This is a genomic window from Lacrimispora xylanisolvens (assembly GCF_002934545.1).
In the GTDB taxonomy this organism is placed as follows: domain Bacteria; phylum Bacillota; class Clostridia; order Lachnospirales; family Lachnospiraceae; genus Lacrimispora; species Lacrimispora xylanisolvens.
Window position 1 is genome coordinate 115,483 of sequence record NZ_PTJA01000014.1, and the last position, 23,320, is coordinate 138,802.

The window sequence follows — 23,320 nt, forward strand, 5'->3', positions numbered from 1 at the left end:
AGCAGATTTATCCATAAATTTTCTGCTGAGACACAAAGGAGGAATTGTCATGAAGAGCATAAAAAACAAAATATTTCTTTACATGGCTTTAACTGTTTTTATCTCACTCACAGTAGTTGGCGGCATCAGTATTTATTTAAATTATTACAGCATGATCGGAACCATGAACCAGTCCATGACAGAACTGGCTGAGACAGCGTCTGAGCGGGTGGCAAAGGAGCTGGATATTTATAAGAATCTTGCTTATGAAGCGGGAAGTATTGCAAGACTGGCTAACCCTGAGACAGGTATTGATGAAAAGAAGTCTATTATTGATCAGAGGGCCAAGACCCATGAGTTCCAGAGAGGGAATATTATAGGGACCGACGGTATCAGCATTTTTGATGGAAAAGACTATTCGGACCGGGATTATTTTAAGCGTTCAATCAAAGGAGAGATGGCGGTATCAGAACCATTAATCAGTAAGGTCACAGGGCAGATGACGATTATTATATCAGCCCCTTTGTGGGAAAAGGGAATTCCCGGTACGAAGGTGGTTGGAGTTGTTTATTTTGTTCCCAGGGAAACCTTTTTAAATGATATTGCTGCATCCATACAGGTCAGTAAGGATTCCAATGCCTATCTTCTCAATCAGTCCGGAAAGGTAATTGCCGATCCCAATATGGAAAAGGTTACCAACGGAATCAATGTCCAGGAAAGTGCATCAAAGGACTCAGGGCTTTCCCAGCTTGCAGCGCTTGAAGCAGAGATGACCCAGGGAAAAAGCGGTTTCGGACGTTATGAAAATCAGGGGCATAAGATGTTTCTTTCCTATGCGCCGATCGCAGGAACCGATGGCTGGAGCATTGGAATCAGTGCACCCATGTCAGATTTCATGGGATCCACTAAAACAGCCAGCGGGGTTACACTTATACTGATTGCAGTATTTCTCGTAGTTGCAGGAATTGTATCCGCTGTTCTGGCAGGCAAGATAGCAAGTCCCGTTACTTCCTGTGCAAACCGGTTAAAGCTGCTGGCAGAGGGGGATCTGGATTCTCCTGTAGCAGAGATGAAAAACAAAGATGAAACAGGTATCCTTGCAGATGCCACCAGAGAACTGGTTTCCAGACTTGGTATGATTATTAAGGATGTGGATTACGTTCTTCATGAGATGGCAGCAGGAGATCTGACAGTCAGCACCACCTGTGACTCTGCCTACGTAGGAGGATTCAAAGGCATACATGAGGCGATGCATCAGTTAAAAGCACAGCTGGGGGATACTCTTTTAAGCATCAGCCGTTCTTCCGGTGAAGTGGCGGCAGGAGCCGACCAGGTATCTGCAGGTGCTCAGGCATTGTCACAGGGAGCTACGGAACAGGCAGGCTCTATAGAGGAACTGGCTGCTACGATTGGTGATATCTCAAAGCAGGTGGAAGGAAATGCAAGAAGTGCCAGGGAGGCCAGTAACAAGGCGAAAGAAATGGCTGAGGAATTAAGCAGCGGAAAAGAACAGATGCTAAGGATGACAAAAGCCATGGATGAGATTTCCCAGACGTCAGGGGAAATCGGTAAAATAATAAAGACAATTGAAGACATCGCTTTCCAGACCAATATTCTGGCACTGAACGCGGCAGTAGAAGCTGCGAGGGCGGGGGAAGCAGGAAAGGGCTTTGCAGTCGTTGCAGATGAAGTGAGAAATCTGGCCTCAAAAAGTGGGGAAGCATCAAAGAATACATCTTTCCTGATCGAGAATTCCTATCAGTCTGTTCAAAATGGAGCACTGATTGCAGCAGAAACAAAAGAATCCTTAGACCGGATCGCTGCTTCTTCTGAAAGAACCGTATCTTTGATCAATGAAATTTCCAATTCATCAGCAGAGCAGGCTGTTTCCATTGGGCAGGTAAATCAGGGGATTGATCAGATTTCCAGTGTGGTTCAGACAAACTCCGCAACAGCCGAAGAGAGTGCAGCAACCAGTGAGGAACTTTCCGGTCAGGCACAGATTTTAAAGAACTTAATCGATCGGTTTCGACTTTAATCGACTTTATTAAAATAGCGTTAAGATTCCATCCATTCTCTATCTTTTTATAGGATATATTACTAAAATAGAAGGGTAGAAGGAGGGATAAATTATGGGGTTTATGATTGTTTTGCTTATGGCGGTATATGCTGTGATCGGTGGACTGACAACGCTTTATCTGTTTTTCAGCTTCCCGGCAGTGATCATTTGGAAATTTTACAGAAAACTGAAATATGGAATTTCTGTCTTTAACTGAACATGCAAGGAAAAGAAACAGGCACCAGATCATCCTGATATCAGGAACTCTGGTGCCTGTTTCTTAAAAATCAGATGTTGGTAAGCCGTTCAAATAAATTATTTACATTGATTCGTCCGTACCCCCATACATTGTTAGGATAAACTTCTGAGGGGCTTCTTACGGCACCCCTTATAATTAACCGGTTGACGTCATATCCGGTCAGAGAAGTATAGTTGCCTCTTGGAATTCCCCATTCAAGCACCATGGCAATAATTCCTGCTGCATGGGCACAGGCGGCTCCGGTGCCGGTTGCAGTCCCGTACTGGTTGCCGGGAGCAGCACAGGGGATCTGGTAGCCGGGTGCTGCAATATCCGGCTTAACCAGACCGCTTCTGGTATAACCCCTGCTGGATTCAGGAAGAATGCCATCGTTAAACTGATTATAAGCTGTTACGGTCAGCTGGTTGGCACCATTGCCCGGAGATGTAATGGTAGTATCCGGATTCGGTGCTAAAAAATAGGTGCTGTCAGATATGATTGATCCACTTGGGAGCCAGCAATGAAACGAAAAGGATTCATTTTCAAGACTCTGAGCCCGTAAAGACCATACTCCGGGCTGAGGATTTAAAAAACGGATTAAAATAAGCTGATCTCCGGTTTCCTCTTCAAAAATAATATTATTCACCCAGACCACACTCTGGGTAAAAATAAAATTAAATTTCCGGCAGTCTGAGATGGAAGGATAAATCCTCTGGGTGGATTCCCTGTTTGGAGTAGATATATCAATGGAGATTCGTTCTGGTGCGTATGGCCAGATTTCCATCCAGAATTCTTTGTCATTTTCTCCAATTCTCAATTCGAAATCATTATAAAAAGGCACAGCAGATGTACTGTTAAAATAATGCCTTTGTGTATTTCCTTGATTTCCGGCGGAGGTACACACGCCAATTCCAGGAAGCTGTACCAGATAGGTTAAATAGCTGCTTAATGTCCCTTTGCCATCATGGCTGCCCTGGCTTGTGCCAAGTGAAATACAGATAACAAGGGGAAGACTCAGTTTCTGAGCAGTCAAAAAGAGATATCTGATCCCCAGCAAAATGTCTGATTCCTGGAAGCAGTAGGTATCTTTTGGTATGGTAAATACATTTTTTAAGTTTTCTTTCGCATCTTTCAGTTTTACTATTACAATCTGGGAATTGGGAACCACTCCGGCAAAGACCTCATCAGCACTGACGCTGCCGGCTGCAATGCTTGCCATAGCAGTTCCATGTCCGTTGGTATCAGTAGATGGAACAATGGAAAGAGGATCTTCTGAGGTTAAGGCCAGATTGATGGCCTCTCGGTTATATTCACTGCCAAAGGTAAATCCTTCCGGAATAATCCCGGTCTGCACCGTCTGATCCCATATAGAAACAATGCGTGTGGTTCCGTCGTTATTGCGAAATGCGTTATGCTGGTAGTCAATGCCTGTATCCACAAAGCCCATTAGAACGCCCTGACCGGTCAGATTTAAAAATGGATTTCTCTGAACCGTGCCAATACCCGATTTTTCTATACTGATGGTGGATTCAAGCGTATAAAGTGAGGGAAAGACGTTATAGGGGTGTGTTCCTAAATCACAGGGATCCGTTCCAGTTGTGGGAATATGAAGCAGTGAGCTTCGCTCTGTGAGTGGTGTGATATTGTCTCCCGTATCATAGGAGGGGACCGAAATATTATTAATGATTAAGTCGTAATAATTATTATCCAGTATTTTATTCAAAATCAGGCCTCCTCACTGCACCAATATTAAGAATTAAAACACCCGTTCAAGACAACCGGATCAGATATTGGTCAGCCTTCGAAACAGGTTATTTACATCAAGCCGGCCATATCCCCAGATGTTGTTTGGGTAGATGATAGAGCTGTCACGTGCAGCTCCCCGGATCAACAACCGGTTCACGTCATTTCCGGTCATGGATGTGTAATTCCCCCTTGGTATTCCCCATTCCAGTATCATGGCGATGGCTCCCGCTGTATGTGCAGCGGCGGCACCAGTTCCAGTCATGGTTCCATAGAGATTTCGCGGAATCGCACATGGTATCTGATATCCGGGAGCGGCAATGTCTGGCTTTATCAGCCCGTTTCTTGTATAACCTCTGCTGGATTCAATGAGAATACTGTCATTAAACTGATTATAGGCAGTAACGGTCAGCTGACTGATTCCATCTCCGGGAGAGGTAATGGTAGTATCCGGATTCGGATTTAAAAAAAATGTGTCATTTGTAATAATATCACCGGAAGGAAGCCAGGAATGAAATGAAATGGGCTCATTTTCCATGCTTTGTACCCGGATATTCCAGACTCCCGCAAGGGGATTTTGAAAACGCAGGAGAATCAGCTGATCGCCGGATTCTTCTTCAAATATAAAGTTATTTACCCATACGGTACTTCCTGTAAAAATAAAATCAAATTTTCTGCAGGAACCAATGGTTGGGTAAATGGGCTGAGTGGATTCTCTGTTTGGGGTGGAAACATCAATGGAAACACGGCCCAGTGCATAAGGCCAGATTTCCATAAAAAACAAGGAATCATTTTCTCCTATTCTTAATTCAAAGTTATTATAATAAGGCGGTGCTGTGGTACTGTTAAAATAATGACGTCTGTCATTGCCTTCATTTCCTGCTGAAACAGATATTCCGATTCCCGGCAGTCTGGAAAGATAATTTAAATAGTTGCTAAGTGCATCTGTGCCGTCATGACCTCCCTGGCTGCTGCCAAGGGCAATGCAGATAACTAACGGGCGGCTGGCATTCTGTGCATATGTTTCCAGATACCGGACACCCAGCATAATGTCAGATTCCTGGTAGCACAATACGTCCGGCTTTACAAAGTTCATACTCCTTAAATTCTGTTTGGGATCTTTCAGTTTTACAACGACCAGTTCCGCTTCCGGTACCACACCGGTAAAGGAATTCGCCGGATTATATCTGCCTGCGATGATGCTTGCAACAGAAGTTCCATGCCCTACAGTATCGACGGAAGGTACAATCGATAAGGGTTCATCTGATCTCAAAGCTATATTAATGGATTCTCTGTTATATTCTGTCCCATATGTAAATCCCACCGGCGGATTGTTGCTTTGAATGGATTGATCCCAGATCGAAAGAATTCTGGAAGTGTTATCATTGTATAGAAACGCTTCATGTCTGTAATCGATCCCTGTATCAATCACTCCCACAATAATTCCCCGCCCTGTGAGATTTAAAAAAGGATTTCTCTGTACAGGACCAATTCCCGATTTTTCTATGCTGATGGTGGAGTTGAGCGTATAAAGTGTGGGAAATGTATGATATGGATATTCTCCAAGCAGGCATGGAGTTGAACCGGCTGCCGGAATATGGAGCAGGGAATGTCTGAAATTAATCATGGTTATATTATCTGAGTTATAATTGGGAATTGAAACATTGTTAATGATCAGATCATAATAATCGTTATCCAGAATCTTTTCCAAAAGACAGTCCTCCGGTCCATTTTTCCATATTTGCCGTTACAGATTTGTAAGCTGCTGAAAAACTTTATTTACGTCAAGCTGGCCATACCCCCAAAGGTTATTTGGATATGTGTTAGCTGTCCCGTGCCTGGCGGCTCTCATGAACATTCGGTTAATATCATATCCGGTTAAAGTCGGGAGATTTTTTCTGACGATTCCCCATTCAAAAATCATGGCTGCAGCACCGGCAGCATGTGCAGCAGCAGTACCAGTCCCCGTCGCGCTGCCGTATGAATTCCCTGAAACAGCGCAGGGAAGCAAAAAACCGGGAGCGGAAATGTCTGGTTTGATCATACCCGCCGTTGTATAACCCCTGCTGGCATCTGTAAGGACGCTGTCATTAAATTGATTGTAAGCAGTAACTGTTAACTGATGAGTCCCATTTCCGGGAGAGGTTATGGTCACAGAGGAATCTGGATTTAAAAAGTAAGTTTCATCGGACAGGAAATTCCCGTTGGGAAGCCAGCAGTGAAAGGAAAAAGGTTCTTCCTTCATTGACTGCACCCGCAGATACCACACTCCGGGCATAGGATCCTTAAATCGCATTACGATTACCTGATTCCCTGTTTCATCATCAAAAAGAATATTATTCACCCAAATGATGCTTTGTGCAAAAATAAAATTAAATTTTCTGCATTCGTTCAGGGTAGGATAAATTCTCTGTGTGGATTCTCTGCTGGGTGTTGAAATATCAATGGATATCCGGCTTGTTGCATAAGGCCAGAGAACCATACAAAATTCTTTGTCCTTTTCGCTGATTTTCAGCTCAAAATCATGATACCAGGGGATCTGGCTTGTAATATTAAGATAATGTCTGGCGTTGTTTCCTTCATTTCCAGCGGAAGCAACAAAACAGATTCCCGGATCTTGTGTTTTAGCGGTCATGAAACTGCTGATTGCCCCGTTGCCGTCATGACCACCCAGGCTGCTTCCCAGGCAGATACATATTACTATGGGTCTTGCCGCTTTCTGGGCAACTGACAGCAGGTAACGGAGCCCCAGATAAATATCTGATTCCTGAAAACAGTAGGTATCTTCAGGAACAAAGAAAATATTTTTCAGATTATTTTTGGCATTCTTTAGTTTTACTATCACAAGCTCTGATAATGGAGCGACTCCTGAGAAAGAGAGGTCTGCTGAGGGCGATCCGGCAGCTATGCTGGCAATGGCGGTTCCATGACCGTTGTTGTCTGTGGAAGGAACCACAGACAGCGGCTGGGAGGATAATAAAGCTTCATTTAGCTGTTCTTTGCTGTATTCGGTTCCAAAGGTAAAACTATCTGGAGGAGTTCCTTCCTGTATTGTCTGATCCCAGATGGAATAGATCCGGCTGGTACCGTCCGGATTTTGAAATGCCGGGTGTGTGTAATCAATTCCGGTATCAACTACGCCGATCAGTACTCCTTTTCCCATGAGACCCAGATATGAGTTTTGCTGAACAGAACCGATGCCTGATTTATCAAGGCTTACCTCAGATTCCAATGCATATAAGGTAGGAAAGCTGTTATAGGGGTATGTTCCCAGATCACAGGGATCCGGGGACGTAATTGGTATATGAAGCAGAGAGTAGCGGTCGCTCAGCGGGGTTATATTATCGCCCGTGCCGTACCCCGATATTATGGTATTGCCCATAATAAGGTCGTAATAGTTATTGTCCAGAATTTTATTCAATAAAAGTCCTCCTGTCTTATACTGAGGGCATATATGATAAGTTTATGCAGCAGGAATTCTAATATGAAAGGAGGGGGGAGAATGGAAAAATGTTACATCCATTAAATATTGGTAAGTCGTTGAAACAGTTCATTCACATCTAACATTCCATAACCCCAGATATTATTGGGATATATAATAGAAGATTGCCGTCGTGCTCCACGGGTAATCAGACTGTTAATCACATTACCTGACAGAGTGGTATAGTTGCCTCTGGGAATACCCCACTCTAAAATCATTGCAATAGCACCGGTGGCATGGGCGGTTGCAGCGCCTGTGCCGGTTAAGGTCCCAAATCGGTTTCCAGGAAGTGCACAGGGGATCTGGTGCCCTGGAGCGCTGATATCCGGTTTCACGAAATTATTTCTGGAATAACCTCTGCTGGCCTCTGTTAAAATGCTGTCATTAAACTGATTATAAGCGGTGACTGTCAGCTGGTGAGATCCATTTCCAGGGGAGTTAATGGTTGTGCCGGGATTGGAATTTAAAAAGAACGTATCATCGCTGATCAGGCTGCCTGCTGGAAGCCAGGAATGAAAAGCAAGCGGTTCTTTTTCCATACTTTGCACGTTAAAACTCCAGATGCCTGGCATGGCGTTTTGAAAACGCAGCAGAATCAGCTGGTCCCCGCTTTCCTCCTCAAAGCTCATATTATTAACCCATAAGACAGATGGGGTGAAAACAAACTTAAATCTTCTGCATTCCCCCAGTCCAGGACGTATGAGCTTAGTCGATTCCCGGTTGGGCGTGTTAATATCAATGGAAAGTCTGCCGAGAGCGGATGGCCATATCTCCATGGAAAACATGCTGTCTTTTTCCCCGATTCTCAATTCAAACCGATTGGTAAATGGTTCCTGCTGTGTAGAATTATAATAATGCCTTCGGACATTTCCCTGATTTCCGGCTGAAACAGCAATTCCATAACCGGGGAGCCGCACCAGATAATTCAAATAATTGCTCAAAGCCCCATTGCCATCATGGGCTCCCTGACTGCTTCCCATGGCAATACAGATGGCAAGAGGGCGGTTGGCTTTCTGCGCGATGGAAAGAAGATAAGTGATGCCCATCATCAGGTCAGTCTCCTGATAGCAGGAAATGCCATCTGGAACAAAAAACAAATCCTTTAAATTTTTCTTCGCTTCCTTCAGCTTGACAACTACCAATTCGGCGAATGGAACAATTCCGGAAAAAAACTGTTCTTCTTCCGGTGCTCCGGCAATGATACTGGCGATTGCAGTCCCATGCCCATCTGCGTCATTGGAAGGAACAATGGATAACGGATTGTCAGAAGCCAGAGCCAAATTGATCAAGTCCCTTGAATATTCAGTCCCATATGTAAAATGTTCCGGTGGTGTTCCATCCTGAACAGACTGATCCCATAAAGACAGAATTCTTGAAGTGCCGTCATTAAAAAGAAATGTATGGTGCTGGTAATCAATTCCTGTGTCTATAACACCAACGATAATTCCCCGCCCATTGAGATTTAAATATGGGTTACGCTGTACGGCTCCCATTCCGGATTTTTCATGGCTTACGGTGGAGGTAGGAGTATAAAGGGATGGAAAGTTGTAATAAGGATATTTACCCAGATTACATGGATCAGCGTTTCCTACAGGGACATTCAGCAGAGAATGTCTGATATTTAAAGGTGTGATATTATCCCCTTCGTCATACAGAGGCACAGAGACGTTATTAATAATGAGATCATAGTAATTATTGTCCAGTATTTTTTTCAAAAGGGGCCTCCCTTAAAAAAGGTAGGAGCATTTGTTCTATATTATGCTGAAAAAAAGTGAATATGAGAGAGTGGGTTATATGGTGGGAGGAGTTTTGGGGTTTGAAGAGAAATAATTTATCAAGGTTATTTTGATACAGTCTGAGGATTAAATATTGATTATTCCGAACTGATATATTATTATAATAGGAAATCGTTGAGTAGGAGATAAAAAGAATGGATGAAATCAGATTAATAAAGCCAGCAATGGAATATGCAGACGATATCATGAAGTACCGTCAGGAATTTTTAGATTCCGGTGACAGCCTGGATGGCTGCGGTAATTTAAAGCTGTGCTCTTCAGCAGATGAATGGATTAGAACCATTGATCTTTTGGAACATGATGAAACCTGCCCCGAAGACAGGGTCACATCTAATACATTTATTGCGGTCAGGACAGCAGATCATAAGATTATTGGAGTTATTGATTTCAGACATCACATAAACCATCCTATTTTGAGCGTTTGGGGCGGTCATATTGGATACTCCGTTCGACCTGATGAAAGAAGAAAAGGTTATGCAAAAGAGATGCTGCGGCAGAATTTAAAAAACTGTAAAGATTATGGTTTAGATAAAGTCTTAATTACCTGCGATTATAATAATGTGGGAAGTGAGAAGACGATTCTGGCAAACGGAGGGATTTTTGAGAAGGAAGTAGTTGTGGATGGGGACAGGATTAAACGGTACTGGATTCATCTATAAATAATTTATATAATAATAGTAATCATAAACTGCTAACTATCAGTACTAGTTAGTGGTTTTTTTATTCATCGCAACAGGTGGGGTTATCTGTTGAAGGAGTGTTGTTTGTACAAGAATTCGATATTGAACGCCTGACAGCAATTGCGCTTAAAGCATCGCTCAGTAAGAGTATGTCGGCTGCAAACAAAGATAATTCATCGTCGTCTAAGCAATCTGCTATTTGACAAGCTAATGTAGAAATTAATAATACATCACAACAATAACTCATTGTATCACCTCAGTTATGTATCTATCATTAATACTATTTTATGCTGTTAAGCCAGAATTATTTTAGAAAAAGGAGTTGCACAATTTGTACAACTCCCATATGTGATGTACTGATGATTTGTTGCAGATATTGTTCTGCTTGAAACCACCTTTTTCGTTGTATTATCAATACAATCGACCCTTATTTTTGCAGTTTTAGGCAATGAACATTCAGCATCTATTCTTACTGGGAGTGTAGTTCCGTAATCCCATTGTTGGAACTATAAAATGAGTATATCCGCCACTCATATATGGATCGTCATACAAATCGCCATCTAAATAATAATCAAAAACAATTCTCTATAGGGTATAGTAACATGTTTCCGCTTTGCATTGCCTCTTTCCGCTTGGTAAAAAAGTAATTAAAAAGACAATTTCTGGATGTAGTATTGAGTATTAATAATAAACCACATTTGGGTATCAAATCTCATAATAGTCCATAGGGATAAACCTTGAAGATCATATTCTGCTACCAGCCCGGCTCTCGCCTCAAAACTTCTCGCATCATTAAACCACACTAAGTGATGAATCCCATTACTATCCATATAATAGAAAAAAGGTGACTGTGCTGCTTCGTTAAATTGTATTGGTATATTGTTATCTGCTGCAATCTGTATTGCATTATTGTTTGCTATAGCAGTTGCTTCTGTTGCACCCGGAACATAGGGTAGTGTCCAATCATAACCGAGTGTAGTGATTCCTAAGAATAATAAGTCCTGTGGAATAATACTGGTTACGTAGGCTAATAGTTGTCTTAAAACATTAACTGGGAAAATCGAGCTTGGATAACTATAAAATCTAGCCCAATCATAAGAAGCAAATAGAATTCCATCTACATATTCAGATAATCGTGAATAATCCAACTTTTCAAAACTGACAATAGGCCCCTGAATATTCATAATTGGCGTAGTGGTGATTAGTACTCTATAACCTTCAGAACGAAATATAGCAGAAGCCTTTTTTATGTATTCTACAATACTATTTATGTTATCCGGTGTAATATCTTCGATATACATATTCACTCCATAATAACCCTTTGCTTTTATCATTTGTAGAATATTGTCAATAAGACGATCTTGCACAGAAGACTTATTTAAAATATTCTGAGTTACTTCACGAATAATAGTTCCCTCTTCCGTAATCGTAGAAACAAACATCATGGGCGCAACACCATAAGTTTTAGCCAACTGAATTACATCAGCATCCTCAGCAATAGTAATAATTTCTCCTTCACTTGTAGCTCTATAATTGAATATAGTCAAATATGTTAAAAAAGGAAGCGTTTTTACTAAAACAGATTTATCTATATATGAAAAAGTATAACCACTAGTAGCAATTGTTCTTGTTTTATTCGATTGATAGCTTATAACTATGGATTCACCGATATACAAAATTTCTCTATCGGAAAGATAGGGATTATTTCTTAATAATTCCATTGGAGTAGTACCATGCTGCTTTGCTATACTTTCCAAAGTGTCGCCTGCCTGAACAACGTAGAGTGTTTCCGGTTGTACAATTATGATGGTTTGGCCGACTGCTAAATTATCGGGGTTTGTAATTTCATTTTCCAATATCAATCGGTCAACTGGGATTTTATAATACTCTGATATGGAAACGATGGTATCACCTGGTTTGACAACATGAATGATCATGAATTCCCTCAAATGATCTTATTAATTCTATTATATGCTAATGTGTTGTATTTATGGGTATATACATGCTTTATTAAGCAAATTGTTACGAAACAAAACCACCGGAATCCCCTGTATACACAAGTGATTCCGGTGGTTTGGCTGTTTATAGAAAAATGGAAGTAATGGGGCTCGAACCCATGACCTTTCGCGTGTGAGGCGAACGCTCATCCCGGCTGAGCTATACTTCCATTTCGTGGAGATAGCGAGACTCGAACTCGTGGCCTATGCGTTGCGAACGCATCGCTCTCCCAGCTGAGCTATATCCCCTTGTCTAAATTATAGCATGAAGATTCTGAATTACAAGTATTATTTGCACAAATAGAAAAATATTTTTCGATCTTTTCTGTGGATTTTGTTGTAAAAAACTTCCAGTAATAACATAGAAAAGAGGCATCTAATTGTGAGATACCTCTCTGGTTCTTAATTATAAAATTTTATTAATCTGGTCGCCTTCCATCCATTTTTTCAGGTTCTCAAATACGATCTGGGCTCTTAACTTCATCGATTCTGCAGAGGCAAAAGCAATGTGGGGAGTAACAATGGTATTTTTACAGTTTAAAAGTGGGTGGGAAGTATCAATCGGCGGCTCGTTCTCAAACACATCGATACCGGCACCTGCCAGATATCCGCTGTTTAAAGCTTCCGCAAGGGCTTTGGAATCCACTACCGGACCTCTTGCAGCGTTAATAATATAAGCACCCTGTTTCATTTTAGCGATTGTATCTTTGTTTATTAAATGACGGGAATCTTCATTTAACGGGCAGTGGAGGCTCACGATATCAGAATTAGATAGAAGTTCATCCAAAGACACAAATTCCATGAAATCCGGTTCATTTCCAGTAATAGTACGCTTGCAGCCAAGAACGCGGCAGCCAAAGGCTTTGCAAAGTTCTGCAGTTCTTGTTCCGATTGCGCCAGCGCCAACAATACCGATGGTCTTTCCTCTCAACTCGCAGCCTACCAGACCATCCTTTGTCTTTCCTTCCCGGCAGCGGGCATCTGTCTGCATCACATTGCGTAAAAGGGAGAGCATAAGACATAAAGACAGCTCGGCAACCGCTTCAGTTGAGTAACCGGCGGCATTGCTGACGGAAATATTATTTTTTCTTGCTGCTGCCAGATCTACGTGGTCCACCCCTGTAAAAGCAACATCTATAAATTTTAAGTTCTTACAGGCGTCGATGACTTCACCGTTTAGTGGCATGTTGGCAATCATAATGACATCGGCATTTTGAGCTTGTTCAATCTGAACTTTGGTATCTGTGCTTTTTTCAAAAGCTGTAAAAGTGTGACCTGCATCAATTAATGGTTTTGCACATTCATTTAACAGGCTGTCAGGTATTCCAAGAGATTCTAATAATACGATATTCATATGTATCACTCCGATCAATCATAAAATTACAGGGACGAATAATAATAGTCCTGTAAAAACAATTATAACACCATATGACAGAATGAAAAGGGATAGTTATGAATTTGTTAAAATGTATGGGAGTTTCCGGATTTTTTCGATTAAGTATTTCCATTGTCCTGTTTCTATATTATAATCTCATAGATAGTGTGTCAGATGACTAACAGTGACAAAAATAATATTTGACAACAGAAAGGCACAGGCAATGGATAAATTGGATCATTTTATAAACGGAGAACTGGCGAAAAAAATAATCAGTATTATTCTTTTGGCAGTTTTTCTTTATTTTTTAAGAGGAATGATAAATCAGTTTTTGCTGATATTTATGGTTACTTTCATCTTTGGCCAGCTTCAAAAATTTATATATGATAAGGTAAATAAGTATATAAAGATCAGCCGGAAGCTTATTACCATTTTAATGTATCTTATATTTTTACTTATTTTTATCATTACCATGATAGCTTATATTCCTAAAGTTACCCAGCAGCTGATTGATGTAATCAATCTGATTTCTACCTTTGACTTAAATCAGTTACAGAATTATGACCGGTTTAATCTGTTAAGCAGCATTCCGGAGGATCAGATCAGCGACTACATTCGTATGGCGGAAAGCCATTTGCTGACCTTTGTAACGACTGCAGGAACTTTCAGCATTAACATTTTGCTGTCTCTGTTGATCAGTTTTCTCTTTCTTCTGGAAAAGGAAGAGATTATAGCATTTTTTAAGCATATGGAGCAGAGTAAAGTGTCATTTCTCTATAAGTATTTTACATTTTACGGAAAGAAGTTTTTGAATTCCTTTGGAAAAGTCATTGAATTGCAAATCGTCATTGCATTTATTAATTCGTTCTTGTCTGTAATAGCATTAACAATTATGGGATTTCCCCAGACGCTGGGACTTGGAGCCATGATTTTCATACTTGGACTGGTTCCGGTTGCAGGAGTGATTATATCACTCATACCTCTTTGCATTATAGCGTTTAACATCGGAGGTGCGTTTAAAATTATAGAAGTTATCATTATGATATTTGTACTTCATTCACTGGAGACCTATGTGCTCAATCCTAAATTGATGTCGGCTAAAACCAAATTACCGGTATTTCTGGTTTTTCTTATTCTTTTAGTCAGTGAGCATTATATCGGAGTGTGGGGACTGCTTTTAGGTATTCCCATGTTTATGTTCTTATTGGATATTTTAGATATCAGAGTGAAAAATGAATAAATTTATCACCCATTAAAAAGGGGGCTGCATTAAATAGAAGATTCTATTAGGGCAGCCCCTCACTTTTTAATGATACTACATAGGCTGACTGTAAATAGAATAAGCCAGCTGATTGGCAGCTTCCTTTCCTGTATACAGTGCTCCCTGCATCCAGCCGTGCTTTGTGGATACATGCTCGCCGGCAAAGAAAACCCTTTGATTATATTCAGGCTTCAGCATCTCATAAGCGAATAATTGCTTCTGACCTGGGAGTGACTCGGCAAAAGCCCCCCGGTTATAAGGCTCATTATCCCAGACCACGGTTTTATGGTCTGCCACAATGGGATCTAAGAATCCTCTTGGCAGTCCATGAACTTCCTCCACGCTTTGCTTTATATATTCAAACCGTAGAGGTTCTGACATATTCCCCACTCTTGTTGAGTTTAAATGATAATTATAGGAAGCGATGAGTACACCTGGTTCATTTGGTGAGCAGAAAGAAGGATCCGGACACAGAAGATGATCTCCAGGATAGAAAATGTACTGAATCGGCAGATCTGTCTGAGAAAATCCTCCAACAATACGACCATAATCCGTATCCTGTTCCCAAAAACGTTCTTTGCATAGAAAAAAGGTTTTTTGAGAATTGGTATAATTGTATTCTAAGATCGCCTGCATCTTTGGATTACTGAAACTTGGTTTGATTTCCACTTCCCGCAGAGTGGAGTAGGGGATTGCACAGATAACGTAATCGAACGTATCAGAAGTACTGCTTAAATCCCGTACATTGCGATGGGCAAGAACAACCTGATCGCTGTTTTCCTGCTGGTAAATACCTGTGACCGACTGACCGGGCCAGTAAGTGACAGTGCCTAGCTGAGAGGGCGGAATATTTTGATATTGGGGTAAATTGTCTTTGTAGAAGGATTGAATAAAGGCGTAGGGCAGGTTTACAATCCCGTCTTCAATGGTATAGGTATTACGGTAGTCAATGGTATATTCCTCCTGGACAGTTTCAGCGTAACTGGCATCAATTAAAGACCCGGTTCCCGGATCCACCCCTGAGATCAGGCTGATTGCCCCCTGGCTGAGACCCAGATTTTCCAGAGTCTGCCGCACAGAATTGTTCATAAGAGACAAAATTTCCGGAGAATAACGGGGTAAGATCTGTATCAGCTCCGATCGAATGTCAGGCGAAAGCTGCATCATTGGATACGTAAAGGCGTAGTCATTTAGCTCTGACCAGGGAGTATTTCGTTCCTGGGGAGTTAAGTCATACAGGGGATAAAGATTCTGCTCGATGGATTCTGTTGTTCTTAAGCGGGTGTTATGTACATACAAAAAATTGTTGCGCTGCCTTACAGAGAGAGGACGGGTATTGAGACCAAACAAATTAATATAATGCCAGGTGGTTTCGTGGGTAACCGGGATTCTGTGGGCGCCGAATTCGTTATAATATTCCGTGTTAAAATAGTAGGTATATACTCTTCCTCCTACTCTGCTGTCATTAGCCTCAAGGATGGTAATGTCAGCCCCCAGCTTTCGAAGCTCAAATGCAGCGGACAGACCGGCGAGGCCTCCTCCAATCACGCCGATTTTTACGCCCTTTAGTGCCCCTGGCTGTGCATAATTTGTAATGTCCGGAGGCGGACTCAGCAAACGGACAATATTTTCGTAATCTTCCGGACGGCCAGCCATCTCCAATGAATTCCTGATCATTTCCTGCCGCTGCTCATTGGTGGGATTCAGTATCTGAGTGAATGGAGCATTCATTGATTTCACCTCATAAAGTCACTATGATAAGGGGACAATTGCCTGTGCAATGTCCCCTTTGTTGTTGAGATAATTATTTGGCAGCCTTCTCAGAATACTCAGTCGTCACAAGATTTTCATAAGGAACCCGGTCTTTTAACTGACCAGCCTCCTCCAGAATATTCTCTAAAAGCTCAAAGCTGTCTTTGTTAAATACAGTATCCTTTTTCCAGGTATCCTGGGCTTTGTAACGGTCTACGATGGCAGCAATGGTTTTTACATCGGTTTCCTTAAACTGGGGCTGGATTACTTTTGCAATTTCTTCCGAGGAATGAGAATTTACATATTCCAGGCCTTTTTGAATGGCGTTGGTAAATTTCTGTATTGTTGCCGGATTCTTTTCCAGGTAACTTTTTTTGGCACTGTAGGCGGTATATGGAATATAGCCTGAGTCTACGCCCAAAGAAGCGACTACGAAGCCATTGCCTTCCTTTTCCAGTCCTGTTGCAAACGGTTCAAATTCAACGGTATAATTTGCATCATTGCTGGTAAAGGCTGCTGCCGTCAGTCCAAAATTAATGCTCTGATCGATTGTCAGATCTGTGGCAGGATTAATTCCGTTCTTTTTCAGGATATATTCAAATACCATTTCCGGCATCCCACCGGCTCTGCCGCCCAGTACTTTCTTCCCTTTTAAGTCGGCCCATTTAAAATCAGGCTGTTCACTTCTTCCAACAAGAAAATTGCCTGCACGCTGAGTCAGCTGTGCAAAATTAACTGCGTAATCCTGGGAACCGTTTGCATAAGTATAGATTGAGGCCTCAGAGCCCATAAAACCAATATCTGCATCACCGGATATAAGGGCGGTCATAACCTTGTCAGCGCCGGCTCCGTTTACTAAGGTTAAATCAATGCCCTCATCCTCAAAGTATCCCAGCTCTATGGCTGCATACTGAGGGGCATAAAAGATGGAATGGGCAACTTCATTTAATTTGACCGGGGTTAAGTCCGATGACTTTGTCTTTGAACCGCAGGCGGTTAAGCTGAGTAAAGACGCTCCGGTGAGAACGGCCATGATAAATGTACGATAGGCTTTTCTCATAAAATCCTCCTTTTTCATATCTTAATACTACATTGTATTGTTGTAATACGGGAAAGTACCTTGTCTTAAAAAATTTTAAATAATAAAGATCTGGGCGGATACGTGGGAAAAAAGGGGTTTGATGTGTTTTCTGGATGTTGTTCTGCAGCTGGTCAGTAAAGCAGCGACCACAATTACAGCCAGAAAGATTGCAATTGCTTTCTTCATTTGGTTCTCCTCCATTCATCCTCCTGTTAAAATTCTATGTAGTCTGACAGGCAGAGTTTACGACCTATTCCATATTTTCTTATTTAAAGATGGTATATAGGTTAAAACTGTGCTATACTGCTATAGTAAAATTTACAAAAGCAGGTGAAGTACAATGAAATATCGTATAATAGTGCTTGATTTGGATGGGACGCTGACGAACCGGGATAAAGAAATCACGCCCAGAACAAAAGAAGCACTTTTTGAGTTGCAGCGCCAGGGCGGAGTGATTGTGCTGGCTTCCGGCCGCCCGACTTATGGAATCATGCCCATTGCAAAAGAATTAAAGCTTCATGAAACCGGCGGTTATATTTTATCCTTTAACGGAGGACGTATTATAGACTGTAAATCAGGAGAAACCATCTTTGCAAAGGAGCTGCCGGTATCTTCTAACCAGAAGATAATCCGGATGGCGAAGGAGCACGGGGTTAATATCTTAACTTATGAAGATGATTTAATCATAACCGGGAATGCCAAAGATGAATATGTAGGCAAGGAATCTGCCGTGAATAAACTGGAAGTCAGAGAAGTGGAAGATATGGAAGGCTATGTACAGTTTCCCGTAGTCAAATATCTGATGCTGGAAGAAGGGGACTATCTTGCCATGGTAGAACCCAAGGTGAAGGCTGCACTGGGACGTGATTACAGCGTGTACCGATCAGAACCTTACTTTCTGGAGATTCTTCCCAAAGGAATTGATAAAGCGGCAAGCCTGGAACGGCTTCTTACGCATCTTAACATGAGCAGGGAGGAGATGATTGCCTGCGGTGACGGATACAATGATTTGTCTATGATTGAGTACGCCGGACTTGGAGTGGCCATGGAAAATGCAGTTCTTCCAGTCCGAAAAGCAGCTGATTATGTGACTGCTTCCAACAATGATGACGGAATTGCTCTGGTAGTAGAAAAATTTATGCTTTCCTGATACCACAGGGGTGGATTTTATAACGTTAATATGTTAAAATACAGATAGACCATAAGGAATAAAAAGGGGATAGATCTCATATGAATAAAAAAATTAAGACAGATGCAGTTGATCATCTGTTTGAAGCAATTCTAACCTTAAAAACACCGGAGGAGTGCTATACGTTTTTTGAGGATGTGTGTACGGTGAATGAGCTGTTAAGCTTATCCCAGAGATACGAGGTAGCAAAGATGCTGCGGGAAGGCAGAACCTATCTGGAGATTGCAGAGAAGACCGGTGCATCCACAGCGACCATCAGCCGTGTGAACCGTTCCTTAAATTACGGGAATGACGGTTATGATATGGTATTTAAGCGTCTGGAAGAGAAGAAAGAGATATAGAAAACAGGGGACAAGTCCATACCGGTTCTTGTCCCCTGTTCGTTATTTCTTCTTTTTTAAAGAAGGATCTTCTCTTAAATCGTCAATAAGCTGTTCGATCACCTGTTTTTTTACGTATACATCCAGTGACAGCTCGCAGATCCAGGAAAAGAGGCGTAAGTATTCCAGGTCATCACCCTCAATTCCTTTTTCCTCAAAGGTCTTGCTGGAATGCTGGTACTTTTCCAGTATGTCAGATTTAATACGTTCTAAATCAGAATCTTCCTGGGAAAATACTTCCTTATAGATTGCTTCCAATGGCATGCCGTCAGAAGGATTAAAGTGTTTTTCGGTAATTGGTCTGAAAAGCTGTTCAATATCATTAAAGGATAATAAATTTTTAAAATAGTAGATGAATATAAGCAGAAGAATATGTTCTTTCGTATATTTCTTTTTACTAGGAGCGGGAAGAAGATTATTCTTGGCATAATTGTTGATCATAGTCTTGGTTAAGACCTTATCATCCGGATAACGCTTTGTTTCACTTAAATGCTTATCCATAAACGTAGTGACCTGATCCATATATAAATCAATGTTTGGAATGGTTTCCGGCGAGATATAGTCAAGCCCATCCAAATGCTCTAAAATTTTTTGTAATCGTTCCTCGTTGGTTTTCATATGTCCTCCGTTCTGCACGGGAAAGCTCCGCACATGTGATAATCCCCTTAGTCATATTATATAGTATTCAATACCAGATGACAAGGGGTAAAAACTCCACTTAAACTAAATATTTTTGAGCATACCAAAATAATTTTCTTGACTTTTGAAGAATGTGTGTTAATCTAGAAATATCATTGAAATGAACGAAAGGAGATACATAATTATGAAAAAAGTTTTGGCGACAGAAAAGGCTCCGGCAGCAATTGGTCCTTATTCTCAGGGTGTTTGCGGAGGCGATTATGTGTTCGTGTCCGGCCAGCTTCCCATTGATCCGGCAACTGGTGTATTTGCAGGTGAGGATATTGCATCTCAGACAAGACAGTCTTTAACCAATATAAAGTCCATACTGGAGAGCGGTGGTTTATCCATGGATCAGGTGGTTAAAACAACGGTATTATTAAAGAATATCAATGATTTTGCAGCAATGAATGAAGTGTATGCAACCTTTTTTGAAGGAGAATGTCCAGCCAGAGCAGCATTTGGAGTGGCAGCTCTTCCAAAAGACGCTTTAGTGGAAATTGAAGCCATTGCATATTGCGGAGAATCATAAATTGTATCAGATAAGCAGAAAGGGGATGCCGGTTAACTGGCATTCCCTATTTTAAATTCAGGCAAATTTTCCCTTTCCGGGAATGCACGGGGGACAAGATGTAGAAATAAAGGACTTTTTGCGAAAGAAATGGGTTGCATATTGGCAGACTTATATTATAATTAATTGAGGAAGCTGGATCAGTCCGTTTTCTATGAATTTAAGCAGGAAGTTGGTACTTTAAGGATGAGATTTGAAGAAACGGCAGAGGAATATTTAAGCCGTATCCCGATGTGGGCGAAAAAGAAGAATTCACTGGAAGTGATCAGGACGTTTTTAAAAGAGATGGGAGAGCCTGATGAAACCATGAGAATCATTCATGTTGCAGGGACCAATGGGAAAGGTTCTGTATGTGCTTTTTTGCAGTCTGTGTTCTTAAGTGCTGGATATAAAGTGGGTACATTTACATCCCCTCATCTGATTGATATAAGAGAACGTTTTTGTGTAAATGGAGAGATGGCATCGGAATCAGCTTTTACAGACAGCTACCGGACAGTAAGATCACTTTCTGAACGGATGTCAGAACAAGGATACTGCCATCCGTCTTATTTTGAATTTCTATTTTATATGGCTATGGATTTATTTCAGAAGTCGGGGGTTGATCTGGTTATACTGGAAGTTGGCTTAGGCGGAAGGCTTGACACAACCAATGTCATCCGTCATCCGCTGGTATCTGTTATCACCTCCGTCAGTCTGGATCATACGGAATATTTAGGTAATACAATAGAAAAGATCGCTTCTGAAAAGGCAGGTATAATTAAGAAGAATGTTCCGGTTGTGTTTGACGCAAATGACCAGATTGTTTCGGACGTGATCCGAAAAAGGGCTTTGGAGCAGGACGCACCTTATTTTGAAACGGACAGGCATTGTTACCAGATCACAGGATCAGAAAACAACGGCTTCCAGGTAGAAATGAAAGGGATAAAAGGGGAGGTATATCAGGTAATGATTCCTTCTCCAGCCAGATATCAGGTTATGAATGCCCTTCTCGCTTTGCGGGCAGTGGAAGTATCCGGATTACTGGGAGATATGAGACTGAATAAAGCAAGGGAACAGATCAGGACAGGCTTTTTAAAAATGCGCTGGCCTGCCAGAATGGAAGAAGTCCAGCCAGACGTATTTTTGGATGGGGCTCATAATCCAGGGGGAATGGAAGAATTTGTAAAGACTGGGTCTGAACTGTGTGCAGACAGGAAAAAAAGGGCGAATCTTTTGTTTTCTGCCGTTTCCGATAAGAATTATCACGAAATGATAAGATTGATCGCAGCCAGTCTGCCACTGGATGAAGTGGCAGTGACCCATATAGATTCCGACAGAGGTATTAAGACAGAGACAGCCTTACATGAGTTTGAAGAAGTAACTCACTGCGAAATAACAGGATATCAAAACACAGAGGATGCATTGCTTTCTATGCTTCATAAACAGGATGAGGATCATCTGCTGTTTTGTGTAGGTTCACTCTATTTAATGGGTGAGATAAAAGCCGTTTTAAGGAGGATTAAACATGATTGATTTTGATTCTGAGATTAAGGACTACAGGCCAAGCCTGGAGGTCGATGCAGTTGAAGATGCCATTGTAAGAAGTGATTTAACCGATATGAATGATCTTATGATGAATCTGATTAAAGAAGTCAGCAAGGAATAGGCGGATAAAATATGGATTATGAACGAAGAATCCGGGTGATTGCAAACAGCTATTATAATATGGGACTGGAGAAGGCCAGGCTAAGAGATTTAACCGGATCAGTTGATTGTTTAAAAAAGTGTCTTCATTTTAATAAATATATGACAGATGCAAGGAATCTTCTTGGTCTCATCTACTATGAGGTAGGAGAGGTGGGAGATGCACTGGTTCAATGGGTTATCAGTAAGAATTTACAGTCTGAGGATAACCGGGCCGATTACTACCTGGAAGTGATTCAGAAGAAAAAGGGCACCATGGATCTGGAGCGGAGGGCAGTGCGCCGGTTTAATCAGGCTCTGGCTTACGTCAAAAGCGAAAGTGAGGATCTGGCCATTCTGCAGCTTAATAAAGCCGTGGAGGACAAGCCCAATTATGTAAAAGCCCAGCTTTTATTTGCACTCCTGTACATCGTCAGGGAGGATTACCAGAAAGCCGGGAAAGCAGTAAATAAGGTGCTTCAAATTGATCATAATCATCCGAAAGCACTTTATTATAAATCAATTATGAAAGAAACCGGTACCAGGGTTAAGCCAGAACGGGAACCGGAAAAAAGAAAACTAAAGAACGTGGTTTCCCACAGGCAGATGCAGGATGATGATGTGATTATCCCGCCAAGCTATAAGGAAAACACCAGGGATCAGGCGGTTTTAAACATACTGGCAGGACTTTTGCTGGGAGCCGCAGTGGTGTTCTTTATGGTTATGCCGGCGAACACCAAATCCATTAACGATAACCACAACAAAGAGATGTTAAAATACAGCGAGCAATTAAGCCAGGCCAATCAAAAGGCGGATCTTTTGACCCAGCAGCTTAATACTCTGGAATCAGAAAAGAAGACAGCAGAGGATTCCCTGGCATCCTTAACCAATAACTCTGACAGCGTTCTGGCTCAGTATCAGTCGGTTATCGGTATTTTACAGGCATATAAAAAGGATGATTTTCCGTCTGCCGTCAAAATCTATGCAGATCTCAATCCCGGGCTGATTGCTTCCGCAGATGTTCAGGCGATTATTGTTGAGATAAAAAAGGATATGGCACAGAAGGGCTGCCCCATTTTAGAGAGTCTGGGTGATAAAGCCATGGAAGCAGGGGACAGTCAGTCCGCCCTTAATTATTATGCAAAATGTATTGAGTTAAAACCAGACAGCTGGCAGGCGAAGTTTAAGACTGCCGTTATCTACAAGGGAATGGATCAGAAGGATCAGGCCAATGGTTTGTTTTCTGATATCATAAATAACAGCAAAGACGAAACGTTATCTGCTAAGGCGAAAACAGAACGAGGTTTTTAATGGCAGAATTCGAAAAGACACTACAGAAGAAACATATTTTTGTGGTGTCTTTTTTTATTCACCCGGATTATTTTTCGGTATAAAAAA

At 41.5% G+C, this 23,320-nt stretch carries 21 protein-coding genes and 2 tRNA genes; 10 read left to right on the forward strand and 13 right to left on the reverse strand.

From position 1 onward, the window contains the following. Positions 1–49: 49 nt before the first annotated feature. Both BXY41_RS21860 and BXY41_RS26870 read left to right on the forward strand, forming a co-directional pair. Positions 50–2,017: a methyl-accepting chemotaxis protein gene (locus BXY41_RS21860; RefSeq protein ID WP_104439003.1), complete on the forward strand. Its 1,968-nt coding sequence runs from the start codon at positions 50–52 to the stop codon at positions 2,015–2,017. A 94-nt stretch (positions 2,018–2,111) separates the two neighbouring features. Next, positions 2,112–2,255, forward strand: coding sequence for a hypothetical protein (locus BXY41_RS26870; protein ID WP_170072530.1), 144 nt, complete (start codon positions 2,112–2,114; stop codon positions 2,253–2,255). Between the two features lie 70 nt (positions 2,256–2,325). Here BXY41_RS26870 and BXY41_RS21865 read toward each other — a convergent pair whose 3' ends face one another. The 4 genes from BXY41_RS21865 to BXY41_RS21880 all read right to left on the reverse strand — a co-directional run bounded on the left by BXY41_RS21865 (position 2,326) and on the right by BXY41_RS21880 (position 9,215). Continuing rightward, positions 2,326–3,999, reverse strand: coding sequence for a S8 family peptidase (locus tag BXY41_RS21865; RefSeq protein ID WP_104439004.1), 1,674 nt, complete (start codon positions 3,997–3,999; stop codon positions 2,326–2,328). A 60-nt stretch (positions 4,000–4,059) separates the two neighbouring features. Beyond that, positions 4,060–5,730 carry a S8 family peptidase gene (locus tag BXY41_RS21870; RefSeq protein ID WP_185140385.1) on the reverse strand — a complete coding sequence of 557 codons (1,671 nt, stop codon included), beginning with the start codon at positions 5,728–5,730 and terminating at the stop codon, positions 4,060–4,062. A gap of 36 nt (positions 5,731–5,766) precedes the next feature. Then, a complete protein-coding gene (locus BXY41_RS21875) occupies positions 5,767–7,440 on the reverse strand; it encodes a S8 family peptidase (protein ID WP_242980316.1) in 1,674 nt (557 codons plus the stop codon). Between the two features lie 101 nt (positions 7,441–7,541). Further along, positions 7,542–9,215: a S8 family peptidase gene (locus BXY41_RS21880; RefSeq protein ID WP_104439005.1), complete on the reverse strand. Its 1,674-nt coding sequence runs from the start codon at positions 9,213–9,215 to the stop codon at positions 7,542–7,544. Positions 9,216–9,430: 215 nt separating this feature from the next. Here BXY41_RS21880 and BXY41_RS21885 point away from each other — a divergent pair, with 215 nt between their 5' ends. Further along, positions 9,431–9,955 carry a GNAT family N-acetyltransferase gene (locus BXY41_RS21885; protein ID WP_104439006.1) on the forward strand — a complete coding sequence of 175 codons (525 nt, stop codon included), beginning with the start codon at positions 9,431–9,433 and terminating at the stop codon, positions 9,953–9,955. A gap of 61 nt (positions 9,956–10,016) precedes the next feature. Here BXY41_RS21885 and BXY41_RS27515 read toward each other — a convergent pair whose 3' ends face one another. From BXY41_RS27515 to BXY41_RS21905, 5 genes are all read right to left on the reverse strand, one after another. After that, positions 10,017–10,223, reverse strand: coding sequence for a DUF6774 domain-containing protein (locus BXY41_RS27515; protein WP_432765527.1), 207 nt, complete (start codon positions 10,221–10,223; stop codon positions 10,017–10,019). Between the two features lie 400 nt (positions 10,224–10,623). Then, complete coding sequence (locus BXY41_RS21890; protein WP_104439007.1) at positions 10,624–11,913, reverse strand: LysM peptidoglycan-binding domain-containing protein; 1,290 nt, start codon at positions 11,911–11,913, stop codon at positions 10,624–10,626. A gap of 156 nt (positions 11,914–12,069) precedes the next feature. Beyond that, a tRNA-Val gene (locus tag BXY41_RS21895) sits at positions 12,070–12,143 on the reverse strand. Between the two features lie 6 nt (positions 12,144–12,149). Then, positions 12,150–12,222 (reverse strand) — tRNA-Ala (locus BXY41_RS21900). A gap of 157 nt (positions 12,223–12,379) precedes the next feature. Further along, on the reverse strand, positions 12,380–13,327 hold the full coding sequence (locus BXY41_RS21905) for an NAD(P)-dependent oxidoreductase (RefSeq protein WP_104439008.1): 948 nt from the start codon (positions 13,325–13,327) through the stop codon (positions 12,380–12,382). A 205-nt stretch (positions 13,328–13,532) separates the two neighbouring features. On the opposite strand from BXY41_RS21905, the gene BXY41_RS21910 reads away from it, so the two are divergent. Continuing rightward, positions 13,533–14,588 (forward strand): AI-2E family transporter, encoded by a 1,056-nt coding sequence (locus BXY41_RS21910; RefSeq protein WP_242980317.1) that lies wholly within the window; start codon positions 13,533–13,535, stop codon positions 14,586–14,588. A 75-nt stretch (positions 14,589–14,663) separates the two neighbouring features. Here the strand turns inward: BXY41_RS21910 and BXY41_RS21915 are convergent, their stop codons facing one another. The 3 genes from BXY41_RS21915 to BXY41_RS27360 form a co-directional block, all read right to left on the reverse strand. Continuing rightward, the gene (locus BXY41_RS21915) at positions 14,664–16,340 is read right to left on the reverse strand and encodes a flavin monoamine oxidase family protein (RefSeq protein ID WP_104439009.1); all 1,677 of its coding nucleotides are present in this window, start codon (positions 16,338–16,340) and stop codon (positions 14,664–14,666) included. Positions 16,341–16,413: 73 nt separating this feature from the next. Then, on the reverse strand, positions 16,414–17,421 hold the full coding sequence (locus BXY41_RS21920) for an ABC transporter substrate-binding protein (RefSeq protein ID WP_104439010.1): 1,008 nt from the start codon (positions 17,419–17,421) through the stop codon (positions 16,414–16,416). 75 nt (positions 17,422–17,496) lie between these two features. After that, positions 17,497–17,628 (reverse strand): hypothetical protein, encoded by a 132-nt coding sequence (locus BXY41_RS27360; RefSeq protein ID WP_278321434.1) that lies wholly within the window; start codon positions 17,626–17,628, stop codon positions 17,497–17,499. A 154-nt stretch (positions 17,629–17,782) separates the two neighbouring features. Between BXY41_RS27360 and BXY41_RS21925 the strand changes: the two genes are divergently transcribed. Both BXY41_RS21925 and BXY41_RS21930 read left to right on the forward strand, forming a co-directional pair. Next, complete coding sequence (locus BXY41_RS21925; protein ID WP_104439011.1) at positions 17,783–18,592, forward strand: Cof-type HAD-IIB family hydrolase; 810 nt, start codon at positions 17,783–17,785, stop codon at positions 18,590–18,592. A gap of 80 nt (positions 18,593–18,672) precedes the next feature. Beyond that, entirely contained in the window at positions 18,673–18,972 is a 300-nt protein-coding gene (locus BXY41_RS21930) for a YerC/YecD family TrpR-related protein (RefSeq protein ID WP_097005014.1), read from the forward strand. A 42-nt stretch (positions 18,973–19,014) separates the two neighbouring features. Here BXY41_RS21930 and BXY41_RS21935 read toward each other — a convergent pair whose 3' ends face one another. Further along, entirely contained in the window at positions 19,015–19,629 is a 615-nt protein-coding gene (locus tag BXY41_RS21935) for a DUF1836 domain-containing protein (protein WP_104439012.1), read from the reverse strand. A gap of 205 nt (positions 19,630–19,834) precedes the next feature. Between BXY41_RS21935 and BXY41_RS21940 the strand changes: the two genes are divergently transcribed. The 4 genes from BXY41_RS21940 (at position 19,835) to BXY41_RS21950 (ending at position 23,233) form a co-directional block, all read left to right on the forward strand. Then, a complete protein-coding gene (locus BXY41_RS21940; protein WP_104439013.1) occupies positions 19,835–20,221 on the forward strand; it encodes a RidA family protein in 387 nt (128 codons plus the stop codon). Between the two features lie 225 nt (positions 20,222–20,446). Beyond that, positions 20,447–21,772: a bifunctional folylpolyglutamate synthase/dihydrofolate synthase gene (locus tag BXY41_RS21945; RefSeq protein WP_104439014.1), complete on the forward strand. Its 1,326-nt coding sequence runs from the start codon at positions 20,447–20,449 to the stop codon at positions 21,770–21,772. Further along, positions 21,765–21,905 carry a hypothetical protein gene (locus BXY41_RS26875; RefSeq protein ID WP_170072532.1) on the forward strand — a complete coding sequence of 47 codons (141 nt, stop codon included), beginning with the start codon at positions 21,765–21,767 and terminating at the stop codon, positions 21,903–21,905. The genes BXY41_RS21945 and BXY41_RS26875 overlap by 8 nt, the downstream gene beginning before the upstream one ends. Before the next feature lie 11 nt (positions 21,906–21,916). Further along, entirely contained in the window at positions 21,917–23,233 is a 1,317-nt protein-coding gene (locus BXY41_RS21950) for a tetratricopeptide repeat protein (protein ID WP_104439015.1), read from the forward strand. Positions 23,234–23,320: the final 87 nt, after the last annotated feature.

What these genes read in the sequence shown, in the direction of transcription:
- BXY41_RS21860 (WP_104439003.1), top strand. Translation starts at nt 50, where the DNA reads ATGAAGAGCATAAAAAACAAAATATTTCTTTACATGGCTTTAACTGTT.
- BXY41_RS26870 (WP_170072530.1), top strand. Translation starts at nt 2,112, where the DNA reads ATGGGGTTTATGATTGTTTTGCTTATGGCGGTATATGCTGTGATCGGT.
- BXY41_RS21885 (WP_104439006.1), top strand. Translation starts at nt 9,431, where the DNA reads ATGGATGAAATCAGATTAATAAAGCCAGCAATGGAATATGCAGACGAT.
- BXY41_RS27515 (WP_432765527.1), bottom strand. Translation starts at nt 10,223, where the DNA reads ATGAGTTATTGTTGTGATGTATTATTAATTTCTACATTAGCTTGTCAA.
- BXY41_RS21890 (WP_104439007.1), bottom strand. Translation starts at nt 11,913, where the DNA reads ATGATCATTCATGTTGTCAAACCAGGTGATACCATCGTTTCCATATCA.
- BXY41_RS21905 (WP_104439008.1), bottom strand. Translation starts at nt 13,327, where the DNA reads ATGAATATCGTATTATTAGAATCTCTTGGAATACCTGACAGCCTGTTA.
- BXY41_RS21915 (WP_104439009.1), bottom strand. Translation starts at nt 16,340, where the DNA reads ATGAATGCTCCATTCACTCAGATACTGAATCCCACCAATGAGCAGCGG.
- BXY41_RS21920 (WP_104439010.1), bottom strand. Translation starts at nt 17,421, where the DNA reads ATGAGAAAAGCCTATCGTACATTTATCATGGCCGTTCTCACCGGAGCG.
- BXY41_RS27360 (WP_278321434.1), bottom strand. Translation starts at nt 17,628, where the DNA reads ATGAAGAAAGCAATTGCAATCTTTCTGGCTGTAATTGTGGTCGCTGCT.
- BXY41_RS21925 (WP_104439011.1), top strand. Translation starts at nt 17,783, where the DNA reads ATGAAATATCGTATAATAGTGCTTGATTTGGATGGGACGCTGACGAAC.
- BXY41_RS21930 (WP_097005014.1), top strand. Translation starts at nt 18,673, where the DNA reads ATGAATAAAAAAATTAAGACAGATGCAGTTGATCATCTGTTTGAAGCA.
- BXY41_RS21935 (WP_104439012.1), bottom strand. Translation starts at nt 19,629, where the DNA reads ATGAAAACCAACGAGGAACGATTACAAAAAATTTTAGAGCATTTGGAT.
- BXY41_RS21940 (WP_104439013.1), top strand. Translation starts at nt 19,835, where the DNA reads ATGAAAAAAGTTTTGGCGACAGAAAAGGCTCCGGCAGCAATTGGTCCT.
- BXY41_RS21945 (WP_104439014.1), top strand. Translation starts at nt 20,447, where the DNA reads ATGAGATTTGAAGAAACGGCAGAGGAATATTTAAGCCGTATCCCGATG.
- BXY41_RS26875 (WP_170072532.1), top strand. Translation starts at nt 21,765, where the DNA reads ATGATTGATTTTGATTCTGAGATTAAGGACTACAGGCCAAGCCTGGAG.
- BXY41_RS21950 (WP_104439015.1), top strand. Translation starts at nt 21,917, where the DNA reads ATGGATTATGAACGAAGAATCCGGGTGATTGCAAACAGCTATTATAAT.